Origin of the sequence: Streptomyces sp. NPDC048434 (assembly GCF_043200375.1) — a bacterium.
In the GTDB taxonomy this organism is placed as follows: domain Bacteria; phylum Actinomycetota; class Actinomycetes; order Streptomycetales; family Streptomycetaceae; genus Streptomyces.
In genome coordinates this window covers 82,282-107,195 of sequence record NZ_JBICXQ010000004.1, presented here as the reverse complement: position 1 = coordinate 107,195, position 24,914 = coordinate 82,282, and the positions used below count along the sequence as shown (strand labels likewise).

The 24,914-nt window shown below is 70.4% G+C and carries 22 protein-coding genes; 9 read left to right on the top strand and 13 right to left on the bottom strand.

The window, feature by feature from the left end; all coding sequences use genetic code 11:
• Positions 1-123: 123 nt before the first annotated feature.
• A complete protein-coding gene (locus tag ACGFWI_RS06280; protein ID WP_393904747.1) occupies positions 124-1,041 on the top strand; it encodes a LysR family transcriptional regulator in 918 nt (305 codons plus the stop codon).
• Positions 1,042-1,116: 75 nt separating this feature from the next.
• On the opposite strand, the gene ACGFWI_RS06275 is transcribed toward ACGFWI_RS06280, so the two are convergent.
• Both ACGFWI_RS06275 and ACGFWI_RS06270 read right to left on the bottom strand, forming a co-directional pair.
• The gene (locus ACGFWI_RS06275; protein WP_393904746.1) at positions 1,117-2,514 is read right to left on the bottom strand and encodes an amino acid permease; all 1,398 of its coding nucleotides are present in this window, start codon (positions 2,512-2,514) and stop codon (positions 1,117-1,119) included.
• 394 nt (positions 2,515-2,908) lie between these two features.
• On the bottom strand, positions 2,909-3,835 hold the full coding sequence (locus ACGFWI_RS06270; protein ID WP_393904745.1) for a LysR family transcriptional regulator: 927 nt from the start codon (positions 3,833-3,835) through the stop codon (positions 2,909-2,911).
• A 181-nt stretch (positions 3,836-4,016) separates the two neighbouring features.
• On the opposite strand from ACGFWI_RS06270, the gene ACGFWI_RS06265 reads away from it, so the two are divergent.
• The 4 genes from ACGFWI_RS06265 to ACGFWI_RS06250 all read left to right on the top strand — a co-directional run bounded on the left by ACGFWI_RS06265 (position 4,017) and on the right by ACGFWI_RS06250 (position 10,364).
• The gene (locus ACGFWI_RS06265; protein WP_393904950.1) at positions 4,017-5,186 is read left to right on the top strand and encodes an NAD(P)/FAD-dependent oxidoreductase; all 1,170 of its coding nucleotides are present in this window, start codon (positions 4,017-4,019) and stop codon (positions 5,184-5,186) included.
• A gap of 28 nt (positions 5,187-5,214) precedes the next feature.
• Positions 5,215-6,606: a 2-oxoadipate dioxygenase/decarboxylase family protein gene (locus ACGFWI_RS06260; protein ID WP_393904744.1), complete on the top strand. Its 1,392-nt coding sequence runs from the start codon at positions 5,215-5,217 to the stop codon at positions 6,604-6,606.
• Positions 6,607-6,652: 46 nt separating this feature from the next.
• A complete protein-coding gene (locus ACGFWI_RS06255) occupies positions 6,653-8,182 on the top strand; it encodes an aldehyde dehydrogenase family protein (protein WP_393904743.1) in 1,530 nt (509 codons plus the stop codon).
• Between the two features lie 355 nt (positions 8,183-8,537).
• Positions 8,538-10,364 carry a M28 family peptidase gene (locus tag ACGFWI_RS06250; protein ID WP_393904742.1) on the top strand — a complete coding sequence of 609 codons (1,827 nt, stop codon included), beginning with the start codon at positions 8,538-8,540 and terminating at the stop codon, positions 10,362-10,364.
• Between the two features lie 181 nt (positions 10,365-10,545).
• On the opposite strand, the gene ACGFWI_RS06245 is transcribed toward ACGFWI_RS06250, so the two are convergent.
• The 3 genes from ACGFWI_RS06245 to ACGFWI_RS06235 form a co-directional block, all read right to left on the bottom strand.
• Positions 10,546-10,872 (bottom strand): hypothetical protein, encoded by a 327-nt coding sequence (locus ACGFWI_RS06245; RefSeq protein WP_393904741.1) that lies wholly within the window; start codon positions 10,870-10,872, stop codon positions 10,546-10,548.
• 363 nt (positions 10,873-11,235) lie between these two features.
• Positions 11,236-12,525, bottom strand: a complete 1,290-nt coding sequence (locus ACGFWI_RS06240; protein WP_393904949.1) for a PP2C family protein-serine/threonine phosphatase — start codon at positions 12,523-12,525, stop codon at positions 11,236-11,238.
• Positions 12,526-12,970: 445 nt separating this feature from the next.
• A complete protein-coding gene (locus ACGFWI_RS06235) occupies positions 12,971-13,735 on the bottom strand; it encodes a TetR/AcrR family transcriptional regulator (RefSeq protein ID WP_393904740.1) in 765 nt (254 codons plus the stop codon).
• Positions 13,736-13,795: 60 nt separating this feature from the next.
• Between ACGFWI_RS06235 and ACGFWI_RS06230 the strand changes: the two genes are divergently transcribed.
• Both ACGFWI_RS06230 and ACGFWI_RS06225 read left to right on the top strand, forming a co-directional pair.
• Positions 13,796-15,322 carry a hypothetical protein gene (locus ACGFWI_RS06230; RefSeq protein WP_393904739.1) on the top strand — a complete coding sequence of 509 codons (1,527 nt, stop codon included), beginning with the start codon at positions 13,796-13,798 and terminating at the stop codon, positions 15,320-15,322.
• Positions 15,323-15,460: 138 nt separating this feature from the next.
• Complete coding sequence (locus tag ACGFWI_RS06225) at positions 15,461-16,339, top strand: SigB/SigF/SigG family RNA polymerase sigma factor (protein WP_393904738.1); 879 nt, start codon at positions 15,461-15,463, stop codon at positions 16,337-16,339.
• 141 nt (positions 16,340-16,480) lie between these two features.
• Here ACGFWI_RS06225 and ACGFWI_RS06220 read toward each other — a convergent pair whose 3' ends face one another.
• The 3 genes from ACGFWI_RS06220 to ACGFWI_RS06210 form a co-directional block, all read right to left on the bottom strand.
• The gene (locus ACGFWI_RS06220) at positions 16,481-16,900 is read right to left on the bottom strand and encodes a PPOX class F420-dependent oxidoreductase (RefSeq protein ID WP_393904737.1); all 420 of its coding nucleotides are present in this window, start codon (positions 16,898-16,900) and stop codon (positions 16,481-16,483) included.
• A gap of 137 nt (positions 16,901-17,037) precedes the next feature.
• Positions 17,038-18,276, bottom strand: coding sequence for a PP2C family protein-serine/threonine phosphatase (locus ACGFWI_RS06215; RefSeq protein WP_393904736.1), 1,239 nt, complete (start codon positions 18,274-18,276; stop codon positions 17,038-17,040).
• 105 nt (positions 18,277-18,381) lie between these two features.
• On the bottom strand, positions 18,382-19,140 hold the full coding sequence (locus tag ACGFWI_RS06210) for an IclR family transcriptional regulator (protein WP_393904735.1): 759 nt from the start codon (positions 19,138-19,140) through the stop codon (positions 18,382-18,384).
• A gap of 161 nt (positions 19,141-19,301) precedes the next feature.
• On the opposite strand from ACGFWI_RS06210, the gene ACGFWI_RS06205 reads away from it, so the two are divergent.
• Complete coding sequence (locus ACGFWI_RS06205; RefSeq protein WP_393904734.1) at positions 19,302-19,928, top strand: alpha-ketoglutarate-dependent dioxygenase AlkB; 627 nt, start codon at positions 19,302-19,304, stop codon at positions 19,926-19,928.
• Positions 19,929-20,053: 125 nt separating this feature from the next.
• Here ACGFWI_RS06205 and ACGFWI_RS06200 read toward each other — a convergent pair whose 3' ends face one another.
• Both ACGFWI_RS06200 and ACGFWI_RS06195 read right to left on the bottom strand, forming a co-directional pair.
• Positions 20,054-20,332: a hypothetical protein gene (locus tag ACGFWI_RS06200; RefSeq protein ID WP_393904733.1), complete on the bottom strand. Its 279-nt coding sequence runs from the start codon at positions 20,330-20,332 to the stop codon at positions 20,054-20,056.
• A 303-nt stretch (positions 20,333-20,635) separates the two neighbouring features.
• Positions 20,636-22,123: a PLP-dependent aminotransferase family protein gene (locus ACGFWI_RS06195; protein ID WP_393904732.1), complete on the bottom strand. Its 1,488-nt coding sequence runs from the start codon at positions 22,121-22,123 to the stop codon at positions 20,636-20,638.
• A gap of 101 nt (positions 22,124-22,224) precedes the next feature.
• On the opposite strand from ACGFWI_RS06195, the gene ACGFWI_RS06190 reads away from it, so the two are divergent.
• A complete protein-coding gene (locus ACGFWI_RS06190) occupies positions 22,225-23,022 on the top strand; it encodes a YitT family protein (protein ID WP_393904731.1) in 798 nt (265 codons plus the stop codon).
• Here the strand turns inward: ACGFWI_RS06190 and ACGFWI_RS06185 are convergent.
• The 3 genes from ACGFWI_RS06185 to ACGFWI_RS06175 form a co-directional block, all read right to left on the bottom strand.
• Positions 23,009-23,776, bottom strand: coding sequence for an ankyrin repeat domain-containing protein (locus ACGFWI_RS06185; RefSeq protein WP_393904730.1), 768 nt, complete (start codon positions 23,774-23,776; stop codon positions 23,009-23,011). The genes ACGFWI_RS06190 and ACGFWI_RS06185 overlap by 14 nt on opposite strands.
• Positions 23,773-24,171, bottom strand: a complete 399-nt coding sequence (locus tag ACGFWI_RS06180; protein ID WP_393904729.1) for a DUF4180 domain-containing protein — start codon at positions 24,169-24,171, stop codon at positions 23,773-23,775. Before ACGFWI_RS06180 ends, ACGFWI_RS06185 begins: the two co-directional genes overlap by 4 nt.
• Positions 24,172-24,281: 110 nt before the next feature.
• Positions 24,282-24,890: a TetR/AcrR family transcriptional regulator gene (locus ACGFWI_RS06175; RefSeq protein WP_393904728.1), complete on the bottom strand. Its 609-nt coding sequence runs from the start codon at positions 24,888-24,890 to the stop codon at positions 24,282-24,284.
• Between the last annotated feature and the right edge of the window lie 24 nt (positions 24,891-24,914).

Here is a 24,914-nt window from a genome sequence, read left to right as displayed (position 1 = left end):
GCCGGGGGCGAGGGACAAGGGCCAGCAGGACGAAAGAATTCATGCTTGAGAGCAACAGATCCTTAGGCTCGCCTTCGAGGGCGGCAGATGTTTATGCTCGCCTTCCCGCGTCCTTGGGAGCCCGTGTTGCTGAAGCCACTGCATCTGCTCACACTGAAGGCCGTCGTCCGCAGCGCATCGTTCGCCCTCGCGGCTCGCGACCTCGGTTACACCGCGTCCGCCATCTCCCAGCAGATCTCCGCTCTGGAGAAGGAGACCGGGCTAGTGCTGTTCGAGCGGGAGGCGCACGGGATCCGCCCCACGGCCGCGGCCCACCGCCTGGTCGATCTCAGCACCCGTGTGCTGGCGGCCATGGACGACCTGGACCACCAGGTGCAGGAGCTGGCCACCGGCGCCACCGGCCGACTGCGGCTGGGCAGCTTTCCCACGGCCGACGTGCGGCTGGTGCCCTCCGCCCTGTCCGCGCTCGTCGAAAGCCATCCGCGGGCACGGATCCAGCTGGAGGAGGGCGAGCCCGAAGAGCTCATCTCCGCGCTCAGCCACGGCGATCTCGATGTCGCGCTCGTCTTCGAGTACGGGCTCAGCCCCCGCCAGTGGCCCGACGGCCTGACCCGCCATCAGCTGCTGCGTGAGGACCTGGTCCTGCTCAGGGCCCGCGACAGCGAGCTGAGTGCGCAGTTGCCCCAGCTGTCCGGGGCCCGCTGGATCACCAGTCGGGAGGACACCGCCGGGGCCCGGTCGTTCGTCCGCCTCTGTGCCGCCGCGGGGTTCGACGCCGCTGTCGCCTTCCGCAGCAACAACTACAACGTGGTGCGGGAGCTGGTGTCCGCCGGGCTCGGGGTGGCCGTGGTCCCGGCGCTCGGCCATGTGCCCGGCGAAGGGATTGAAGCGACCAGGGTCACCCAGCGCTCCGCACACCGCAAGGTGATGGCGCTGCACCGCAGCGAGAACAGCAACCCGCTGCTCCCCGCCGTGCTCAGCTGTCTGCGGCGCGCGGTACCCGACGGCGAGCCCTATCTGCACCCCGCGCAGGCCGAGTGACCGTCCGGGCGAGGGGCTCCGCCGCTCCCGGTGCGGGGGAGCGGCGGAGCACCGGCGCGGGCGGCTGACCGCCCGTCACCGGACCGGTGCGGGCTCGGGTTCGTCGGACTCGGACATGTGGTCAAGGGCGTCGAGATCCACCGAGCCTCCCGGCATGACCTTGCGGGTGCGGCGGTAGCCGTAGGTGGCGTAGATGACCAGGCCGACGACCAGCCAGCCGCCGAGCCGCACCCAGGTCTCCCACTGCAGGAACGACATCAGCCAGATGGAGAAGGCCATCCCGAGGACGGGCACCACCGGCATTCCCGGGCACCGGAATCCGCGCTTGAGGTCCGGCTTCCGGTAGCGCAGGAGCAGCACGGAAGCGGAGACCACCACGAACGCCAGCAGCACTCCGATATTGGTGAGTTCGGCGACCGCGTTGATCGGCAGCAGACCCGCCAGCACGGCGGACACGGCGCCGATCAGCCAGGTGGCGCGGTGCGGAACCTTGCGCTGGGGGTGGATGGCGCCGAACCACGCCGGCATCAGCCCGTCGCGGCTGAGCGCGTACCACAGGCGGGAGGCGCCCATCATGAAGGAGAAGGTCACGGTGACGATGCCGATGACCGCGCCGACGGCGATCACATTGGCCAGCCCGTTCAGCCCCACGCTCTGGAACGCGCTGGAAATGCCGCTGTTCGGATTGAGCTTGCTGTAGTGCTGCATCCCGGTGAGCACGATGCAGACCAGCACGTACAGCACCATGGAGACCGCCAGCGACAGCATCATCGCCTTCGGCAGCTTGCGCCGTGCCTCCACCGACTCCTCCGCGGCCGTGCTCAGCGCGTCATAGCCGAACACGGCGAAGAAGACCGTGGCCGCCCCGGTGAAGGCCCCGCCGAAGCCGAACGGCGCGAAGGGATGCAGATTGCCGGTGTTGACCTTGGTGAAGCCCACCACGATCACCAGCAGCACGATGGCGATCTTGATGATGGTCAGCACCGTCTCCACCCGTGCCGAGGTGCGGGTGCCGCGGTTGAGCAGCCAGGCCACGCCGAGACAGATCGCCATCGCGAGCAGGTCGACCCGGTGGCCGGTGCCGGTGCCGGGGGCGCCCAGGGCCCAGGCCGGCAGATGGATGCCGACGGCCTGCAGCAGAAATCCCAGATAGCCCGACATCCCGATCGCCACGACGGCCACGATGGCGGTGTACTCCAGGAGCAGGTCCCAGCCGACGATCCAGCCCACGATCTCCCCGAGGACCGCGGCGCAGTAGGTGTAGGACGAGCCGGCCTTCGGCACCATGCCGGCGAACTCCGCGTAGGCGAAGGCCGCACAGAGCGAGGCGGCTCCGGCCACGAGGAACGAGATGAGGACGGCGGGGCCGGCCACGTCCCGGGCGACGGCCGCGGCCAGGCTGAAGATGCCGGCCCCGATGATGGCGCCGATGCCGATCATGGTCAGCTGGGTGAGGCCGAGCGTGCGCACCATGCGCTCACCGGTCGGCTGTTCATGGGGAAGCGTTCGCCTGAAGATTCCCTGGGGACCTCTTCCCAGCAACGCGCGAAGGGGAGAATTCGGGGTGTGATGGGGGGACATCGCTCGCTCCCTGTCAGGCAACGGCGGCACGACGGGCCACCGTCGTGGCGTGGGTCACCACTGGCCTGAAACCATCACTCACGATCCTCCCCGGCAAAAGGGACCCCAGCGCGACAACTTGCGTGGCTGAGGGCAAGCGGAACTGATGGAAGGGCGCCGCAGGGCGAGAAGACCGGATTCTTGTGCACACGGCACCTTGTTCCGGGGAAGGGCAACTCGTCCAGGGGCCACGCCTGTTGGCGGCACGGCGTGGCGCGGTGCGTCCGGGCAGCGGCCGGGGCCCGTCCTACGGATCATGGCGGTCATGGGTGCCGCGCCGCGCCCCGGACACCGCCCGCAGGACGTCGACCAGCGCCGCCACCGTCGGCCGGTGCTCGACGGAGGAACGGAACATCACCACGATGTGCCGCTCGACCGTCTCCCGCAGCCGTACGACATCGAGGCGTGACGCGCGCAGGCCGAGCATCAGATCCGTCACGGTGCTCACCCCGATACCCGCCTCGACGAGCGCCAGCGTGGCCGCGGTATCGGTCACCTCGTGCCGGACACGGGGTTCGATGCCCGCTCGCCGGCAGGCGGTGCGCACCGCGCGGCCGTAGTAGCTGTCGGCCGACGGCAGGATCCACCCCAGATCCTGGGTCTCCGCCAGGCCGACCACCTCGCGTCCGGCCATCGACCCGGCGGGTACCGCCAGCGAGAAGCGCTCGCGGTACAGCTGCCGCACCTGCAGGGCGGACTCGCGCGGAATGGGCACGTCCGGGTAGTCCAGGCCGAGCGCCAGGTCCACCGCTCCGGTCGCCACCGCGTCGTGCACCTCGTCCACATCCATGTCGCGGCTGTGCACCGTCAGCCCGGGATGGACCCGACGTACCTCCTGCAGTGCCGGCGGCAGGATCTCGGCGGCCGCCGTGGCGAACAGCCCTACCTGCAGCACCCCGGAGATCTCGTGCCGGGTGCGCTCCAGCGCCTCGACGGCCTCCGCCTCCGTGGACAGGATCCGCTCGGCGTGCCGCGCCAGCGTCCGGCCGGCGTCGGTCAGCTCCACCCGCCGCCCGACCCGCCGCAGCAGCTCCATGCCCGCGGCCTTCTCCAGCGCGGCGATCTGCTGAGAGACGCCACCGGGCGTGTATCCAAGGGCCTGTGCCGCCGCGGTGATCGTTCCGCGCCTGGTCAGCTCCACCAGGGACCGTAGCTGCGCACTCGTCCAGTCCATATAGAGATCGTAATAGATCGGACGCAGTAACTGTTCGTAGACGTCAACGGTTGGGGTGCTGCACGATGGCGGGCAGCTAGCTGATCAGCTCTTCTCGCCATGCACTGACAGCCCTCGCCACGCGCCGGACGGTTGCCCCCGGCGCCGGCTGGGGCCTCCGGAAGGGATCGGCCTCTTGTCCATGTCATCCATCTCCCGTACCGTGCCGCCGACCGCAGACGTCGTGATCGTCGGCGGCGGTGTGATGGGCACCAGCATCGCGTTCCATCTGGCCGAGGCCGGGGTGCACAACATCGTCGTCATCGAGCGGGGCGAGCTGGGGAGCGGCAGCTCGGGCAAGCCGATCGGCGGGGTGCGGGCGCAGTTCTCCGACCCGCTCAACATCGCACTGGGCAGCAGGAGTCTGCGCGCCTGGCAGGACTTCGGACAGCGTCCCGGCGCCGACATCCGGCTGGACAGCGTCGGCTATCTCTTCCTTCTCACCAGCGACCGGCAGGCCGCCGATTTCGAGACCGCCGTCCGGATCCAGAACAGCCTCGGCGTCCCCAGCCGCATGATCCGCCCCCGCGAGGCACACCAGCTGTGCCCCTACCTCAGCACCGACGGGCTGGTGGCCGCCGCCTACTCCCCGACCGACGGCCACGCCCGGCCCGGACTCGCGGTCCAGGGCTATGCACGCGCCGCCGCCCGGGCCGGCGTCGCATTCGCCCCCCACACCACCGTCACGGGCCTCGACACCACCGGTGACCGGGTCACCGCCGTCCACACCGATCACGGCCGGATCTCCTGTTCCACGGTCATCTGCGCCGCGGGCGCCTGGTCCGCGCGGCTCGGCGAGATGGCGGGCGTCCACCTCCCGGTGCGCCCGGTGCGCCGCCAGCTCGCCTTCACCGCGCCAATCGCGCCGCCCGCCCCGCGCCTCCCCTTCACCATCGACTTCGACTCGTCGGCCTACTTCCACAACAGCGACGACGGACTGCTGTTCGGCCTCGCCGACCCCGAGCAGGCCGACGGCTTCGACACCACCTGGACACCCGACTGGCTCGAACTGTTCCGCGCCGCCGCACGGCGCAGGGCCCCCGCCCTCGCCGACATGGAGACCACCGGCGGCTGGGCCGGGCTGTACGAGGTCACCCCGGACCACAACGCACTGATCGGACGGGCCGGCGCGCCGCACAACTTCCTGTACGCCACCGGGTTTTCCGGCCATGGCTTTCTGCAGGCCCCGGCGGTCGGCGAGATCATGCGCGACCTCCACCTGGAGCGCACACCGTTCGTCGATGTCACCCCCTTCAGCGCCGACCGCTTCACGGCCGGTGCCGAGACCCGCCCCGAAATCCATGTGGTGTGAATCCCCCCGACGGAAGGATGACCTGCCGATGATCAGCCAGTGGCAACTGCGCGCCGCATTCGCCCAGCGGCTCTCGGACATGTACGGGCGGGAGGTGCCCGCCTACACCACGCTCGTGGATGTCTCACGCGAGGTCAACGAGGATGTGCTGGGTGCGCAGGGCGCCGACGCCGAGCGCCTGGGATCCATCGGCCGGGTGACCGCGGAACGGCACGGCGCCATCCGCGTCGGCACCCCCGAGGAACTCCGCCAGGTCGCCCGCATCTTCGGCGCCCTGGGGATGCACCCGGTCGGCTTCTACGATCTGCGGGAGGCCGCCGCCAGCGCGGTCCCCGTCGTGTCCACCGCGTTCCGCCCCGTCGACGGCGAGGAACTGGCCCGTAACCCGTTCCGCGTCTTCACCTCCCTGCTCACCCCCGCAGACCCCAGGTTCTTCGACCCCGACCTGCGCGCCCGCCTGGAAAACTTCCTCGCCGACCGTCAGCTCTTCCCCCCGGAACTGCTTGCCCTCGCCGACCGCGCGGAAAGCGCCGGGGAACTGCCCGAAGCGGACGCCGAACGGTTCCTCCAACTCGCCGTGCAGGCCTTCGAACTGTCCCCCGAGCCGGTCGACCAGGCGTGGTACACGACCCTGGAACGGGTCTCCGCCGTCGCCGCGGACATCGGGGGAGTGCGCAGCACCCATATCAACCACCTCACCCCCCGCGTCCTGGACATCGACGAGCTCTACCGGCGGATGACCGAGCGCGGCATCGAGATGATCGACACCATTCAGGGGCCGCCTCGTTGGAAGGGCCCCGACGTCCTGCTGCGCCAGACCTCCTTCCGGGCCCTCGCCGAGCCCCGCGCCCTGCGCACCCCGGACGGCAGCGTGATCAGCGGAGCCCTGCGGGTGCGCTTCGGTGAGGTCGAAGCCCGCGGTATCGCCCTCAGCCGCGAGGGCCGGGCCCGCTACGACCGGCTGCTCGCCCGCGTCGACGAGCAGGCGGCCCGCCACCCCGGGACCGACCGGGCCGAACTCGCCCGCGCCCTGTGGGCGGAGGAACTTCCCGACAGCGAGCAGGGGCTCGCCGTACAGGGCCTGGCGCACTTCACGTATCACGTCGCGCCCGACCGGCCACGTGACGGCAGCCGGCCGCCCGCCGGGCTTCACGACCTGCTGGAACAGGGCTGGGTCCGTGCCGAACCGCTCGTCTACGAGGACTTCCTGCCCCGCTCCGCGGCCGGCATCTTCCAGTCCAACCTCAGTGAGGAGGGCTCCAGGAACAACGACCAGCAGGGCGCCGCCTACGACAGTGCATGGCTCTCCGGCGCCCTCGGACGCGACGTCCTGGACCCCTTCGACCTCTACGAGGAGCAGCAGAACCGCTCCCTCGGGCAGGTCGCCCGAGAACTCGGACTCGACGGTACGCCCACCTGACCACCCCACCCGCCACCCGCGCCCCTCAATACCCCAAGGGAGCACCATGACCAGCACCATCCTCCCCACCACCGAGGATCTGCGCGCCCGGGCCCGCAACAGCCTCGCCGCCCTCGGTGTCACCGTCCGGGAAGGCGATGACTTCTCCGCCCGCAGCCCCATCACCGGCGAAGACCTCTTCGGCCTGCGCGCGGCCACCGCCGCCGACACCGAGGAGGCCATTGCCGCCACCCGTGAGGCGTTCCTCACCTGGCGCACCACCCCGGCGCCCCGTCGCGGTGAACTCGTGCGCCGCTTGGGCGAGTTGCTGCGGGACCACAAGAGCGACCTGGCCGACCTCATCACCATCGAAGCGGGCAAGATCCGCTCCGAGGCGCTCGGCGAGGTCCAGGAAATGATCGACATCTGCGACTTCGCCGTCGGTCTGTCCCGCCAGCTCTACGGCCGTACGATCGCCTCCGAGCGCCCCGGCCACCGTCTCGCCGAGACCTGGCACCCCCTCGGCGTGGTCGGCGTCATCTCCGCGTTCAACTTCCCCGCCGCGGTGTGGTCGTGGAACACCGCCGTCGCCCTGGCCTGCGGTGACACCGTGATCTGGAAGCCCTCCGAGCTCACCTCGCTGATCTCCCTCGGCTGCGACCGGCTGCTGGCACAGGCCGCCGAGGACGTCGGTGCCCCGCGTGATGTGCACCGCCTGCTGCTGGGCGACCGCACCATCGGCGAAAGGCTCGTCGACGATCCCCGTATCGCGCTGATCAGCGCCACCGGCTCGACCCGCATGGGACGCGAGGTCGGCCCCCGCGTCGCCGCCCGCTTCGGACGCAGTCTGCTCGAACTCGGCGGCAACAACGCGGCCGTTGTCGCACCCTCCGCCGACCTCGACCTCGCCGTGCAGGGCATCGTCTTCGCCGCGGCCGGCACCGCGGGCCAGCGCTGCACCACGCTGCGGCGTCTCATCGTCCACCGGGACATCGCCGACACCCTCATCGCACGGCTCACGGCCGCCTACCAGAAGCTCCCCATCGGCGACCCCTTCGACGAGACCACCCTCGTCGGCCCCCTCATCTCCGCCACCGCCCTGGACGCCATGCAGGGCGCCCTCACGCGGGCACAGGCCGAGGGCGGCAAGATCCTCGCGGGCGGCAACCGGCGCCTCGCCGATGCCGCGCCCCGGGCCAGTTATGCCGAACCGGTCATCGTCCGCGTCGACGAACAGACCGACGTTGTCCGCGAAGAGACCTTCGCCCCCATCCTGTACGTGCAGACCTACGACACCCTGGAAGAGGCCATCGCCCTGCACAACGACGTCCCGCAGGGCCTCTCGTCCAGCATCTTCACCCGCGATCAGCAGGAAGCCGAGCTCTTCCTGTCCGCAGAGGGCTCGGACTGCGGCATCGCCAACGTCAACATCGGCACCTCCGGCGCCGAGATCGGCGGGGCCTTCGGCGGGGAGAAGGAGACCGGTGGCGGCCGCGAGTCCGGCTCCGACGCCTGGCGCGCCTATATGCGCTCCGCCACCAACACCATCAACTACTCCAGCCGGCTCGCCCTCGCCCAGAACGTCAGCTTCCTGTAGCCGCAGGCCGGGTCCCGCACCCGGTTCAGCGCCCTCGACCTCCCCCGTCCTGCCTCGCGCAGGGCGGGGGTTCGTCATGCCGGTGGCGTCCGGAACCGCCCGCGGGGCCCGGCTAGGTGCCCGGATATCGGGCGCCATCTGCCGTTTTTCGACAAACAACGCGCTGCGCCGGGACATCCGTTGACGTGGTGGGTGTCGCGTGTGATGGTACGGCGGCCTGGGTCATGGACATGCCGTTCTCCCGCCGCGCAGACGCTGCCCCACGTGGTCGAAGCCGGCCGGGACGACGACCCCGCCATGGCCCGGTGCTCCACCAGAACCTCCGTCGGTAGAACCCCTACCCCCTCAAGGAGTCATGGTGTTACGAAGACTCGCGGTGGCCGGCGTATCCCTCGCCGCCACCCTCCAAGCAGCCGTGCTGGCCATCGCCCCCACCGCCGCGGCCACCTCGCAGAGCAATCCGTCAGCCCGCCCGCCCGCCGCTGCGATATCCGCCGGCGACCGGGCCGTGCACAGCGGGCCGGGCACCGTCGTAGGCCCCGTCGCCGCCCGCACCCGGACCGCGGACGCCCCCGACATCGACGTGGCCAAGGTCCAGGCGCATCTCACCGAGCTGAACAACATCGCCACCCGCAACGGCGGCACCCGCAAATCCAGCGGACAGGGCTACCGGGACTCCGTCGCCTACGCCAAGGCCAAGCTCCAGGCAGCCGGTTACACCGTCACCGAACAGCCCTGCACCTCCGGCTGCGCCACCGGGGCCGGGCCCAACCTGATCGCCGAATGGCCGCAGGGCGACGCCACCAAGGTCTATATGTTCGGCGCGCACCTCGACAGCGTCGGGGCAGGGCCGGGCATCAACGACAACGGCTCCGGCTCGGCCGCGCTGCTGGAGACGGCACTCACCCTCGCGCAGCAGCACCCCACCATGGCGGCCCGGGTCCGGTTCGGCTGGTGGACGGACGAGGAACAGGGCCTCAACGGCTCCGACTTCTACGTCGGTTCCCTCTCCTCCGCCGAGCGGTCGAAAATCAAGGCGTACTACAACTTCGACATGATCGCCTCACCCAACGGCGGCTACTTCATCAACCACCTCACCTCCGCCGCCGCCCAGCCGATGAAGGCGTACTGGGACTCCCTCGGCCTCCAGCCCGAGGAGAACACCGAGGGCGCCGGCCGCTCCGACGACTACTCGTTCGAGCAGGCGGGCATCCCCACTTCCGGATATGCGATGGGTGCCAGTGCGCGGAAGACCTCGGCGCAGGCGACCAAGTGGGGCGGCACCGCGAGCCGTGCCTACGACTCCTGCTACCACCAGTCCTGTGACACCACCAGCAACATCAACAGCACGGGACTGAACCGCAGCGTCGACGGCATCGCCGCCACCCTCTGGAAGCTCGCCGTCGCCGACACCACCCCGGCGAACGACTTCTCCCTGACCGCGGGCCCGGCCACCGGCAGCGTCGATCCCGGCGCCTCGGCCACCAGCACCATCTCCACGGCAACCACCAGCGGGTCCGCCCAGCCGGTGACGCTGTCGGCCTCGGGCGCTCCGGCCGGTGTGAGCGTCGCCTTCAGCCCCGCCTCGGTGACCTCCGGCGGCAGCTCCACCATGACGGTCGCCACGACGTCGAGCGCGGCACCCGGCACCTACACCCTCACCGTCACCGGCACCGGTTCCGTCACCCACACCACGCCTTACGCCCTGACGGTCAAGGGCGCCGGAGGCTGCACCGCCCAACAGCTGATCGGCAACGGCGGATTCGAGAACGGCACCACACCCTGGACGGGCGACACCGGGGCGATCGGCGCTCACGCCGGTCAGTCAGCCCACGGCGGCAGCAGGTTCGCCTGGCTCGGCGGCTATGGCTCCGCCGCCACCGACTCCCTCAACCAGTCGGTGACCGTGCCCTCCGGATGCAGCAAGGCCACCTTGACCTACTGGCTGCACCTCGACACCGATGAGACCGACCGCGTCGCCTACGACACCTTCAAGGTCAAGGTGGGCAGCACCACCTTGACGACCCTCTCCAACACCGATGCTTCGAGCGGCTACACCCAGCGCTCCCTGGACCTGACCCCCTACATCGGACAGCGGATCACCCTGACGTTCACCGCCACCGAGGACTCCAGCCTCCAGACCAGCTTCGTCGTCGACGACGCGACCCTGCAGACCGGCTGACCGACGGCCCGGAGGGGCAGGCTGCACCCGGCTTGCCCCTCCGGTGCCACCCATGCCGATCACCGGCCGGCGCGTCCGGTGATCACCGGCGTGCGGCCGGTGCCGTACCGCCCTGGTGGCCGAACAGGTCCGTACCGTACGGAAGTTGAGCCCTTTTCCCGGCCGCGACGCGTACGACAGGTCAAGCAGTCGCCTCGTCCGCCGCGTAGCACGAGGCGGCGTAGTGGCCCCGGTCGCCCGTGGGCGTCCAGCCGCCAGTGCCCTGACCGGGGTCGGCGAGGGCGAAGCCGTTGTCGAGCAGTTGCGCGCCGAGCGAGGCGGCGGGGAAGCCGCTGCCGTCGGGTGTGTCTTCCACGGGCCACAGCGTGACGAGCAGGGCTTCGGTGTCGCCGGTGTCGGGTTCGCGGTCGAGGCTGGCGACTTCGAGGTGCCAGTGGCCGTTGCGCACAAAGGCCTCGGCGCGGTAGACGGCCCGCGCGGCCGGGGCATTCTGATGGGTTTCCGTCATGCGAAGGGAGCTCCTGTTGTGGGGGCGGGAGTGCGGGAAGCGTGGTGACGATTCCGGCGGACGGCGGCCCGGCCTCGCCGGTTCGGACCTTGCGCCGACGGGCCATGGCGAACGAGATGAGGCCGGACCACGCCAGACCTGCGGCGATCGCGGCCGGCAGCCAGGGACCGGCCGGGATATCGGCGAGAGGGCATGTGGGACCTCCAGAGGGCTTCTGCCCCGTCGCCGGGGGCCACCCGGCCGGTCTCCACGACCGACGAGAGCGAGTTGCTTCTGCCCCGTCGTCGGGGGTGCACTCCGGTTGCCTCCGCCGAGGACGTACCCGCCGGCCCTTCGCCCGCCCTCTGCAGGGGGCCCGGCGCTTCAAAGGACGTCTCTGGTGGGTGTGGTCCAGGGGGCTGCCTGAGGGGTGGCGGCGGTCGTGTGCTCCGGGAGGCCGGCGAGGGCTTCGACCCGGGCGGGGCGGTAGGGGGTGGGGCCGCTCCACTCCAGCAGCAGGACGGTGGCATCGTCGCCGAGCCGCCCGTCGTGGTAGGCGAGATGCCGCCTGATCAGGCGGCGCAGTGTCTCCGGCACGGGCAGCCCGTCGGCATGGTGCTGGATGAGGAAGTCGGTGAAGCCCGCCAGGCCGAATTCCCGGCCTTCGCGGTTGCGGGCCTCGGTGATGCCGTCGGTGTAGAGCAGCAGGCGGTCGCCGGGCTCCAGCTGGTCCCGGCCCAGGGTGGGCGGCAGGCCCAGGTCGGTGCCCATGGGCGGGGCGGGCGGGCAGTCCAGGATCAGTGCGGTGCGTCCTTTGCGGATGACGACCGGCGGAGGGTGCCCGAGGCTGGTCCAGGTGAGTACCCCTGTGGCGGCGTTCAGCTCGGCCAGAATGCCCGTGGCATAGCGGCTCGAACCGAACTGTTCCACCAGGGCCCGTTCGACGGCTTCGGCGATCTGCAGGATTCCGGGGCCCTGCCGGCGCCGGTTGCGGCTGGCGGCGACCGCGAGGTTCGCGGTCAGCCCGGCGGCCGTGTCGTGGCCCATGGCGTCGAAGAGCGCCAGATGCACCGTCTCGTGGGCGATGGCGTAGTCGAAAACGTCGCCACTGACCTCGTAGGCGGGCTCCATCACCGCGCTGATCAGCACCCGGTCGGTGGCGATGGTCCTCGGCGGCATGATGCGCCACTCCATCTCCGCGGCCACATTCATGCTCCGGCGCCGTACCAGACGGGCATAGGTGTCGCTCACCGCGCGCTTGCTGACGATCATCAACGCGATCAGCCCGGCAAGGTTGCGCAAGTCCTGGGCCGCCTGGGAGTCCATCTCCGTGCCCGGGGCGGCGGAGGCCCGCAGCACGCCCAGCCGCTCGGTGCCGTCGAGCAGCGGAACCCACCAATGGGCGGCCTCGGACGTGGCGCCCGCGACGATGCCCCCGGTCTGAAACGCCCGCCCGGCGAGGGTGCCTTCCACCCGCACCACTTGCGGCGGTGCCGCCACCCCGCCGCCCGCACCGGGCCCCTGACCGGCAAGCAGGCACAGGACGTCCTGCTGGAGATCGGCCAGGTAGATCAGCACCCCCGTCCAGCCGACCCGGGATGTGTGCTTGACGACCAGGTCCGGCAGCTGCTCCAGCGTGATCACGTGACTGGCGGCGATCAGGTCACCCAGCATGCGCCCCCGGGCGGCTGGACTGCTCATTGAGGTACCTCTTCTCGGGCGACAGCTCGCCGAGCCTTCGCCCCGTGGGCTGTCCATCTCGTGGCACCGTCGGTCGCCATTGCTCCCAGCGGCGATGCGTGTGCTTTCGATGGTGACACCGAGACGGAGCTTGCCGAGAGCGACACCGCGATGAGGTACGAGAGCGACGGCCCGAATCCGTCGCGCGGTGTCGCTCCGCGACCTCGGCCGCACCACCATGGACGCGTCGCACCCGTCAGACCCGAAGGCCCGGCCGTGCGGCTCCGAAGAGGGGCTCGGCAGGTCGTACTCCTCGATGTGGCCGCCAGGACCGATGGACCCGATGCGGTTGGCTCCCCATTTGGTGAACCAGCAGTCACCGGCCGGACCGGCGACGATCGCGTGGGGCCGGGACGCCTGGTCCGGCAGCGGGAACTCGTCAAGGAGTGGCGGCGCCGTCCCTTCCCGTGGACGCCTCCCGGCGCGGCAGGCGCGTCGCGATGCCGTCGATGAGGAACGCCAGGCTGAGCTCGAACTGCTCGTCCATACCGGCTCCCGACGGCGCGGTCATCCACTCCGTGAGCAGCGGATGGCGCCCGCCCTCGGCCGCCAGGTCGCGGGCGGCGGTGATGGCCTCGCTGAGCTGCTGCGGGGAGTGGAGTCCATGCCGGCGGCGCATGGCGAGCTCCTCCGCCTCCTGCTGCGCGCTGCCGAGGATGTGCCGGTCCAGGAGCGCCGCGTAGGTCATGGCCTCGCCGACCGTGATGCCCTGCCGCACCAGTACCTGGAGGACGAACTCGGTGCGGCGCATCAGGTGCGGGCCCAGGGGCGGGCGTGTGGGCATGAGCTGGGCGTACCAGAGGTGGCGCTTGACCATCTCCCAGCTCTCCGTGGCGAGTGCCTGCAGGTCGGCGCGCCAGTCGTCGCCGGGCTCGTCGGGCACCGGGATCTCCGCCGTGACGCTGTCGAGCATCAGGTCGGTCAGGCCGTCCTTGCTGAGCACATAGCGGTACAGCGCCATCGGCGTGTAGGGCCCGAGCCGCTTGGCGACCGCCGTCATCGTCAGCGCCTGTGCCCCGCCCTCGTCGGCGACCGCGACGGCGGCCCGCACGATGTCGTCCCGCTCCAGTGGGCTCCGGCGCCGCTGTGGCGAGGGCTGGGTCCAGATCGAGGGGGCCGGTGAGCTGCTCGGATTCTCCTTCACATGGTGAGTTTACTGAATCAAGGTAAGGTATATGTCATATACGTAAGCGAGGGAGAGCACATGAGTCAGACCGCCGCCCCGGCCGGGGTCCGTCTGGGCATCGTCAGGGGAATCAGCTACGGCATGTTCGGAGCTCCGGACAGCTTCGTGCCCGAGATGAGGAAGCTCGGCGGCACTCTGGTGCGTGTCTACGTCTACTGGGGCCAGGTCGAGCCGGAGCCGGGACGCCATGACTGGACGGTCGTCGACGCGATCCTCGATCAGCTGGATCCGGCCGACGAGGTATGGGTGACCGTGTGCTCCAGCTCCCCGTGGGCGACCCGGCACCGGACCGGCTTTCTGCCGTCGTCGCCCGCCCACGACCTGCGGCGGTACGAGCGCTTCGTCGGCGATCTGGTGACCCGCTGCCGTGGTCGCGTCCACTACTGGCAGTGCAACAACGAGCCCAGCAACACCGGCCTCCTGTGGGCGGGAACCGCGCCGGACTACGTGGAGCAGCTCACCGCCCTTCACGGCTGTGTGCGCGGTGCGGACCCGGAAGCGAAGGTCGTCCTCGGGGGCTGCGGCTACGACGTGCTCTCCAGTCCCGCCGACAGCCCGGCCCGGCAGTTCTTCGATCATGTCGTCGACCACGGCCGCGAGGCCTTCGACCTGTTCTCCGTCCATCTCTACGGCGACCCGCACGACATCCCGGAGCAGGTGGAGTCCGTCCGCGGGATGATGCGCCGCCACGGCTATGAGCGGCCTGTGGTGGCGGGGGAGTACAACGGGCCCACACTCTTCGAATTCCCCGAGGCCCAGGCCGTGTTCCAGCAGACGATGATGGCGGCCTTCGCGGGGACGGACCCGGCCGCTCCCGAGCCCCGGCCTTCGGATGAGACCTCGGACGGAACGGTGGACGCGCCCCCGGAAGCGGCCGTTGACGCGCCCCTGGACGAGGCGCCCCACGAGCCCCCGGACCGCAGGACCATGCGCCTGCTCTACGCCCGCATGCCTCAACTCCCGCCGCAACTACAGATGTTCATGGAGGGCTGTCCCCCCGGGCTCGCCGCGAAGCGGGACCGGATCAACTGCCGCCAGATCGTCACCCGTAACGTCCTCGCCCTCGCCGCCGGTGTGCCCCGGACGGCATGCTGGAATCTGGCCCCCGAAATCCCCGGCTACCGTGACCGTCTGAACATGATGGGATTCCTGTTCGGCAAACTGGCCTTGATGGACTACGACGGCACCGGCCTCACCCGACGCCATCCGTCCGCCGACACCTTCGCCCTCCTCACCGCCTTCCTCGACGGCACCACACACGTCCGTCGACTCGATGCCGAAGGCCGACCGGAGCTGTACGCCTTCGAGGTGTCACGTGAGGGCCGCGGGCCGCTCCACGTCCTCTGGGCGGCCGGGGACGTCTTCACCGGAGAGGACGAGCCCGGGACACCCGTCGACTGGCCGTGGCCCCATGCGACGGTCCACGCCCTCGACGCGTTCGGCACCCCCGTGCCCGTCGAGAGCGACGGCACCAGAGTGCACCTTCATGCCTCGGTCACCCCGCTGTTCCTCTCGACCGGCCCGGAGGCGTCGGCCCGGCACTGAGGTCATCTGCCGCGTGCGTAGGGCGGAATGGGGGCGCCGACGGGACAGGGCGGGAAAGGGAAACGACCGGACATGCCTGCGGCAGCGGCGGGTAGGGGAGCGTGCGACGGGGGCTCAGCAACAGGCGGGAGCCAGAGCATGAGCACCAGCACCACGACCGTGGGAACGGAGCCGGAGACCCTGTCGACGGAGTGTGCCGTTCCGGCTCCGACGGTGCTGCCGCAGATCCAGGTTCCGCAGCGCGTCGCTCCTTCCGACGCACGGGAGTTGTCCAAGCAGTTCCTGCTGCGGCTGCAGGAACTGGACGAGGGGACCCCCGAGTACCAGTACGCGCGGAACACCCTCATCGAGATGAACCTCTCCCTGGTGCGCTATGTCGCCCGGCGCTTCTCCAGCCGCAAGGAGTCCATGGAGGACGTCCTGCAGGTCGGGACGATCGGTCTGATCAAGGCGATCGACCGCTATGACCCCTCCCGCGACGTGGAGTTCACCACGCTGGCCGTCCCCTACATCCAGGGCGAGATCAAGCGGTTCTTCCGCGACACCACCTGGTCGGTGCGTGTGCCGCGGCGCCTGCAGGAACTCCGCATCGACCTCGCCCGCGCCCGGGAAGAGCTGGAGGGCGAGGGCAGCCACGAGCCGTCCGTCACCGACCTCGCCGCCCATCTCGGTCTGGAGGAGGCCGAGGTGGCGGAGGGGCTCGTGGCCAGCAACGGCTACGACAGCGACTCCATCGACCGGCCGATCCAAGCCGGCGGCAAGCAGCAGTCCGGTCTCGTCGCCGACCTCATCGGCACCGAGGACCCCGCCCTCGCCCTGGCAGAGGACATCCAGGCCCTCAAGCCGCACCTGGCCAAGCTCGATGACCGCGAACGCACCCTGCTCCAGCTGCGCTTCGGGGAGGAAATGACACAGTCCGAGATCGGCGAGGAGCTCGGCCTCTCCCAGATGCACGTCTCCCGCCTGCTGACCCGCACCTGCACCACCCTGCGCAAGGGACTCCTGGCCGAGACGTGAGCTGCCCGCCGTGATGACGGCAACGGGCCGGTGGCCGCTTCCGGGGCACGCGCCGTACCGCGGACGTACGGCCGAGGACCAGCCCTCCCTCCCCGCCGCGTATGACGACAGCGGGGAGGGAGGGCCGGTCTTCGTCCGTCGTCAGCCCGGTTGGCTGCTGTCCTTCAAGCTGCCCCAGCCGTGCCAGCGGTCGATCTCGATCCAGGCGCTGACCCGGCGGCGGTCCCGCTGCGGGTACGGCTTGCCGATGTAGTGCTGCGCCAGCCGGTCGATGCCGGCCAGGTCCTCGTCGTCACGGAGCTCGGCGACATGGCCGACGATGCTGATGTGCGTGTACCAGTTGCCCTCGTCCAGCACGGTCAGCGAGACACGGGGGTCATTGCGGACATGCTCCAGCCGTTTGCGGCCCTCATCCATATTGACCAGGACCCGGCCGTTGTCCCAGAGATACCAGGTGGCCGTGGACACCGGCTGTCCATCCGACCGTAGCGTCGTGATGACGGCCGGATTCGGCTTGCCCAACATGGCGACTGCTGCATCGGGAAGCGGTGGTTTCGACATACGCGGCGCTCCTCAGTACGTGAGTACGGTGCTGTTGGCCGGTCAGGACGATCAACATGATCGACTGTACTCAGCCCTGCACCGGTTCCCGTCTCCCCGGTCCGCCGCCACACCACACACCCTCCGGTGCTGCACTGCTACTCGGCGGCCACTGAAGAGGAGCAGCGCGGTCCGCTCAGCGCGTCCGGTTCGTTCGGTGCCACCGGCGCGGTACGGGCCGGCTTCCGGAGAAGGAGCATGGCGGCGTCGTCGTGCAGCTCGCCGCCCACGTGCGCGAGCAGGTCCTCATGGAGCGCGGCGAGGGTGCGGGAGGGCTCATCCGAAATGTGCCGGGACAGCCGCTCCACGAGCGGGTAGAACTCCCGCTTGTGGTCACGGGCCTCGGTCACCCCATCGGTGTAGAAGAGCAGTTGGTTCCCGTCGGCCAGGGCGATGTCCTGAAGGCCGGGGGCCTCGCCGGCCAGGGCCCGCAGACCGAGCGGCGGGGCCGGACGGACCGGCTCGACGGGCAGCACGCCCGAGTCGTGGACCAGGAGCGGAGCGGCGTGCCCGCAGTTGACCAGCTCCATACGGTCGGCCTCGGGGTATCCGGCCAGCACTGCGGTGACGAAGTCGTCCGGACCGAGGTTGCGCGCCAAGCTCCGCTCGATCCTGTGGACCACATCGAGAAGATCCGCCTCGTCGTAGGCCGCTTCCCGGAACACGCCCAGGACCAGCGCGGCGATCCCCACGGCCGGCAGCCCCTTGCCGCGTACATCGCCCACGATCAGCCGGACCCCGTACGGCGTCGGCACCAGGGCGTAGAAGTCCCCGCCGATCCGGGCCTCGGCAGCGGCGGCGCTGTAGCGGACCGCCGTCTGGAATTGCCCGACCGTCGCCGGCACCGGTTTGAGGAAGGCGTGCTGAGCGGCCTCGGCGACCGAGCGGACGGCGGCCAGTACCTGTTCGCGACGCTTGCGCAGGCCGCTGGCCAGAGCGCTGGCCAGGGTCACGGCGGACAGCGTGGACAGCACGATCGCCTGTTCGTTGCCCGGCGCACCACCATGAACGCCCAGCGCCGCACCCACCGCCACCGCCAGGACACCGATGCGGATCACCCCCCAAGGCCCGCTGGTGGCGGCTGCCAGCGCGGGGCCCACGGCGAGCAGCGGCAGCCAGCTCAGACCGGTGCCGCCGGAGAAGGCGAGGATCGCCACGGCCGCAATGAGCACAACCGGCACGCTGGAGGTGTAGTGCCGGCGGGCGTCCGAGACGCCGGACGGTGCGTCGCCCCGGGGCGGGGCGGTCTGCCGGACCGGTGCCCGCAGAGCGGAGAACGGCTTGGTGAGCTGCCACCGCGGCCGGTGGTCGTGGTGATGGATCCGGGCTTGGCGCATGGTACTGGTCCGCAGCTCGCTTCCCTGCTCAACGCACTTGAGTTCCAAAATGTCCGCTTCATCAAGGAAACGGGCATCTGCGGGGAAGGGGCAAGGACCGAAATTTCAGATAGTGAGTGACAGTCCCCTGGTCACACGGCTCGCTGTGGGAAGCAGCCGCTTCCGGACCTCGTCGATACGGGAGACCCGGTCCGCCCGGAGCGATACGCCGAGGGCCCCGAGCGTCTGACCGCTGTAGACGGGTACCGCGACGCAGAACGTACCGAGCGCGTACTCCTCCATGTCCGTCACGACCGGCGCCATGGGCAGGGTGTCGAGCTTCCGCAGCAATTCGGCGCGGCCGGTGATGGTGCGCGGTGTGAGGTCGGCAAGGGGATGCCGGGAGAGGTAGTCGTCGCGGGCCTCGTCGTCCAGCTCGCGCAGCACGCACTTGCCCAGCGCCGTGGCGTGCCCGGCGTCCTCGAAGCCCACCCAGAGGTCGACGCGTGGTGCCCGGGGGCCGTCGACGATCTCGGCGACCCGAATCTCGCCGTCCTCGTAGAAGGTCAGATAGGCGGCGGCCGACAGATCGTCCCGCAGAGCCGCGAGCGCGGGCCGGACCCGGTTGAGCAGCGCCTGCCCCTGCCCGCCGGTGCGCAGGGTGTCCAGCTTGTCCCCGAGGACGAAACCGCCGTCCTCCAGCTTCCGGATGTATCCGTCGTGAGCAAGCGTGCGCAACAGGTGATACGTGGTGGCCAGAGGCAGCCCCGTCTCCCGTGCCAGCTGTTTCGCCGGCGCGCCGCCCTCATGCGCACCCACGGACTCCATCAAGCGGAAGGCTCGCTGGACGGAAGTGATGAGCGTAGGGCCTTCTCCGTTGCCCATGTATTCAGCCTGCGCCCGGTGCCCCGCGCAGGCAAGGCCGTCCCGTGGCGGCTGCCGCTTCTTTGCGGAGAAGGGTGTGCCCGAGTGGGGTGGGCCCCGCCCCGAGGTGCGCGACAGCGGGCGCACAGAACACTTATTCGATTATTGGGTACCCTGAAAGCATGTCCATGCATCTCCAGGGCTCGCTCTTCGACCAGGCCGACGAGGTCCGTCTCGGCCCGCTGCGCGGGATGCGCAGGACCGAGCTCGGCGACGGGGCCTGGCTCGATCTGCTGCCTGGGTGGCTGAGCGGCGCCGATGCCCTGTTCGCGCAGCTCGCCGCCGAGGTGCCCTGGCAGGCCGAGCGCCGGCGGATGTACGAGCAGGTGGTGGACGTACCGCGGCTGCTCGCCTTCTACAAGGCCGACGACGCGCTGCCGCACCCCGTACTGGACGAGGCGAGGGACGCGCTCTCCGCCCGCTACGCCACCGAGCTCGGCGAACCGTTCACCACGGCCGGGCTCTGCTACTACCGGGACGGCCGCGACAGCGTGGCCTGGCACGGCGACCGGATCGGCCGCGGCAGACGCGAGGACACGATGGTCGCCATCCTGTCCGTGGGGGCGCCGCGCGATCTGCTGCTGCGTCCCCGGCGCGGCGGCGGCACCGTACGGCGGCCGCTCGGGCACGGCGATCTGATCGTGATGGGCGGCTCCTGCCAACGGACTTGGGAACATGCGATCCCCAAGACCGCGCGGGCGGCGGGTCCGCGGGTCAGCGTCCAGTTCCGGCCGCACGGCGTGCACTGAAGACGGGCGCGTCATCCGGTGCCATGCCGACCCGGCTTCCGGGTGAGGTAATCCGGCTTACGGAAACGGGTGGGCCCCCGAGTCTGCGTCGGCTCGGGGGCCCTGCAATTGCTCAAGGGGAGTGGTCAGTGCCGGTGGCAGACCAGGTGCTCCCGGTGCCAGATCCTGGTCCAGTAGCCGTGGTGGCGCACGCCGTGCCGGTCGCGCCAGGCCGGGTGCCAGGTGCGGGACCAGTGCCCGTGGACCATGTGGCACCGCCCCCGGTCGACGTGTCGCGTGGCCGTATGGTCTCCGTGGTGCGACGGCGTGGCCGAGGCGACACCCACCGAGGAGAGGATGGCGCCTCCTGCGAGGGCAACGGTGGCGGCGCCGAGAGCGATGGCGCGCTTGAATCCGTCAGTCATTGAGGATCTGCCTTTCTGCATTGCCATGGTGCGAGATGCCCCGCCGATGGCCGGGCATGACTGAACAATGCACCACGACACCGCCCAAATCCCGCCAACACCAAAGGTTTTGCACAATACAGATGGAAGGCGAAAGAAAGTAACAATCAGACTAATATGGCTGTGGGGGAGTTGGTGCATGGCGTGGCGGCCAAGGGGGTCCGGCCGTCGTGCGGCCGCTACGGGGATCGCGCCAACTCCCGTGCGGTGCACGCCGAGCGGAAGCGCCGTAGGCGGCGGGCGCGCTCGGAAGCAGTGTCCGCCTCAGACGACCCAGTGCGCTCTTCGGGTGGTGGAGGACGGCGAAATGTCATCGGTGAGGGCGGTGGCCATCCGGTGCACGGCCTCGCGGAGGGTGTCCGGTGACGTGGTGTACGGGATGCGGAGGCGCTGTTCGAAAATCCCCGGGTCGGTGGCGAAGTACGCACCGCCCTCGATCCGTACCCCGTAGTCCAGGGCCCGCTCCGCCAGCGCCGAGGCGACGGGCGCGCCGAGGTCGGCCCACAGCGACAGTCCGCCGGGCGGCAGTTGCCAGGTCCACTGCGGCATGTGCTCGGTCAAGGCAGCGGCCAGAGCGGCGCGTTGCCGGCGCAGCTGTTCCAGGCGGGGCGGCAGCAGGTCGCCGGCGCGGGCCAGCAGGGAGAGGGCCAGCAGTTGGTCCAGGACCGAGCCGCCCATATCGGTGGCGACTCGTTGGCCGGCGAGCTCGGTGACGAGGCGGGCGGGGGCGCGCAGCCAGCCCATGCGCAGACCGCCCCAGTGCGTCTTGCTCATCGAGCCGATGGTGATGACCTGGCCGGTCCCGCCGGGTGTGGCGCGGGAGGCGAAGGGCGGCGGGGCGGGGACGTCGAGGGCGAGGTCAGCCAGGGTCTCGTCGATGACCAGCCAGGCACCGGAGCGCCGAGCGGCGTGCAGGATGCGGACGCGCTCTTCATCGGGCATCAGGCAGCCGGTCGGATTGTGGAAGTCGGGGATCAGATAGGCCAGTTGGGGCACCGCCTGGCGGAAGGTCGATTCGATGATCTCGACATCCCAGCCGGTGTCGGTCACAGGGACCGACAGGGTGCGCAGCTGGGCGCGGCGCATCGCCTCCAGCGCGTTCGGGTAGGACGGGTTCTCGACCATGACCCGGTCGCCGGCGCGGCACAGCAGCCCCAGGACGAGCGTGAGCGCGTGCTGGGCGCCGGCGGTCACCAGGATCTGCTCGGGCACGGTGGCCAGTCCGCGCCGGGTGAACCGCTCGGCGACGGCGGCGCGCAGTTCCGGGAGGCCGTAGGGGTGGTAGCCGGGAGTGTGCGTGTGCTCGGCCAGCCGAGGGGTGACCTGGGCAAGGGCCTCGACGAGTATCTGCTCCGGCAGTCCGGGGGCGGCCCTGGCCAGGTCGATCGCGGTGTCCTGGGGGCCGAGGAGGCGTGTGATGCCGCTGGGGGCCTGGCCCTCGGGCAAGGACGTCCAGGTACCGGATCCCTGGCGGCTGTGCGCGTGGCCGCTCTCGCGCAGCAGGTCGTACACGGCGGTGATGGTGGCCCTGCTGGTGTTCAGGGCCGTGGCCAGTTCCCGTTCGGCGGGAAGTCTGACGTGCAACCCGATACGTCCGTCCAGAATCAGCGCGCTGATCGCCCGGGCCAGGTGGCGGTAGGCGGGCCGCGCTCCCGCCGGGTCGGGCAGCATCGCGGCGAGCTGTCGGCTCCCCAGGTTCCGGTCGGTGCGGTCCGCCCTTTCCACCTGCTGGAACGGATGCGGGTCAGCCATACCACTCTCCCGGAATTGGTCGTGTTGCCCAGGCCAATCACTCTACAGACTTGCCCCGTTGGCCTTGAGGCACAGACAGCACACGGTGGAGGCGACCGGGCATGCGGCAGGACATCACGGACCACTTCGCGCGCGGACTCCGGCGCCGTCACGGGGAACGCGCCGCGACGCCGCTGAGATCCCGTACGCGCCCGTCCCGGCCCCCACTCGCCTATGTCCCTCTCGGTGAGCGTCCGTTGCGGCGCCTGCCCCAACTGTTCACCGGCCTCGCCCTCTACGGACTGAGCCTCTCGGCCATGGTCCGGGCCTCGCTGGGCGTCAACCCCTGGAGCGTCCTGTACGAGGGCCTGCAGAACCACACCGACCTGAGCTTCGGCACGATCAGCGCCGTTCTGGGCCTGCTCGTACTGCTGTTGTGGATCCCGCTCCAGCAACGGCCGACATTCGGCACCGTCGCCAACATCATCGTCCTGGCGTGCTCATCCGACCTCGGTCTCCTGCTCATCCCCCAGCACCTCGGGCTCCCCGCCCGGGTCGCTCTGCTCGCCGGTGGTGTACTCCTCAACGGGCTGTCCGTCGCCGTCTACGTCGGCGCGCGCTGCGGACCCGGCCCCCGGGACGGGCTGATGACCGGCGCATCCGCCACCACCGGGCGCTCCCTCCGCCTCATCCGCACCCTGATGGAGATCACGGTGCTCGCCATGGGTCTGCTGCTCGGTGGGAGCGTGGGGGCGGGCACCGTGCTCTACGCACTCACGGTCGGCCCGACGACCCAGTTCTTCCTGCCGTGGTTCGCCTACCGGAGCACTGCCGAACGTGCCGGTGACGCAGGGCTGTCCGGGCCGTCGCATCCCCGCTGTCCCGGCCCCTCGACACATGACGTCACTACTGCTCGATGACTCCATCCTGCAACAGCGCTGCGATCGCGGCGTGTCCCGTTTCCTCTTGCCACTGGGACCCGTGAGTTCCGTCCGGTGAGCTGACCGTGAGCTCGACCAGCTCCGTGCCCTCGGGGCGCGGGCTGCGCCGGACCTCGCAGCCGTCACCCGGGGCGGCGCCCGCCCTCTTCCGCAGCTCGCTCTCGACGTCCTTGCCGCACTTCTCGCGGGCGATGTCCTCTGCCGTCCGGCCCAGCGCATCGGTGAGTTGGGGGTCGGCGTCGTGGCGCAGCAGAGCCCGCACCACCGCAATCGATCCCCGCTCGGCCGCCGCCATCAACGGGGTGCGGTCGCGGTTGCCCGCGTCCGGATCGGCATGTGCTTCGAGCAGGAGCCGGACGGTCCGGTGGTGGCCGCCGGTGGCCGCCCACATCAAGGCGGAGTAGGAGGTGCCGTCATCCTCCCGCAGGTTGGGGTCGGCGCCGTGCGCGAGCAGTTCGCGCACCACCTCGGCATGGTCCCAGCAGGCCGCCGCACACAGCGGCAGACCCTCGCTCCCCGGCTCTCCCCTGCTCTCCGCATCGGGTGAGGCTCCCGCTTCGAGGAGCAGCCGCACGATGTCCGTGCGCCCGCCTACCGCGGCCAGGTACAACGGCGTCTCCCCGTCGGGGTGCGGCGTGGACGGGGAAGCCCCTTGCCGCAGGAGGGCGTCCACCTGGCGCACCTCGTCCTCGTAGACGGCAGTGATGAGTCGTTGGGCCAACGCCTCGGTCATGCACATTCCTTCCCTGGGAGCATCATCGCGGCTCCCTGGCCGTCAGCCGCTCGCGCAGTTCCGGCATCGGCGAGGAACCGCGTCTGCCGCCCGCGGTTGCCTTCGCGGATGAAGTCCCGCAGCGACGAACTGGCCGTTGTATGACGGGAGATGTCGCCGAGGACGGCGATCCCCACGCGGTAGTTGACGAACTTCCGGATGATCTCGCCGGCGATGCGGGTGCGCAGCCGGAAGAAGGTCTCATCGAACCGCTCGGCGGGGATGACGACCCACTCGGCACCCTGGTGGACGGCATTGCCGATGAGATCCAGGACGTCGCGTTCGTCTCCGATCGTCTCGCCCTCGGGGGCGCACATCAGGACGGGCACGTCATGGATCGTCTGCAGGGTGTTCATGGGGGCCGAGGCTAATTCCGGATGCGGAGCTAGTCGACGCAATTTTCCGGGCGACCGCCTGTGGGGCAGGTGCTCCGTGTGCCACTGCTGCGGGGGACGGCGGGGCCGCTTCACCCGCCGTTCGGGAAGAGCCGGTCCAGGTGGTGGCGGAGGACCGCCGCTGCGGACTCCGCGGTGCGCTGGCTCACCAGGACGCTGGTGCCGAGGCCCGCCGACAGGGCGAGCAGGCTGACCGCCTCCGTGCGTACGTCCATGTCGGGTGCGGTCAGGCCGGCTTCGCGCGCCCGCTCCAACTGGCCGGCTACCAAGTCTTCGGCGGCATTGGGCCCGTCGATGAACGGCTGGGCAGCCAGCGCCTCATCCGTCACGGAGAGCACGGCGTAGGCGGTGTAGACGAGGTGAAAGGTCCGGCTCTCCTCGTCGGTGGGGAGCGATTCCAGGAGCACGGCCTCGATCATCTCGCGCGGTCCCGGGGCGTCCCCGGCGGCCCGGACCCGGTCGGCGATACGGGCGCCGAGCTCGGTGGTCAGCTGCTGCAAGCCGTGGAGCAGCAGCTTTTCCTTGGTCTCGAAGTAGTACTGCACCAGCCGCAGGGACACTCCCGCTTCGGCCGCCACATCGCGCATCCCGATGGCGTGCAATCCGCGCCGCCCGGCGACCCGGACCAGCGCCTCGGCGATCTGGGTACGACGCTCCTCGTGGTCCACGCGCTTCGGCATCAGCCCGTGCCCTCCGCCTCATTC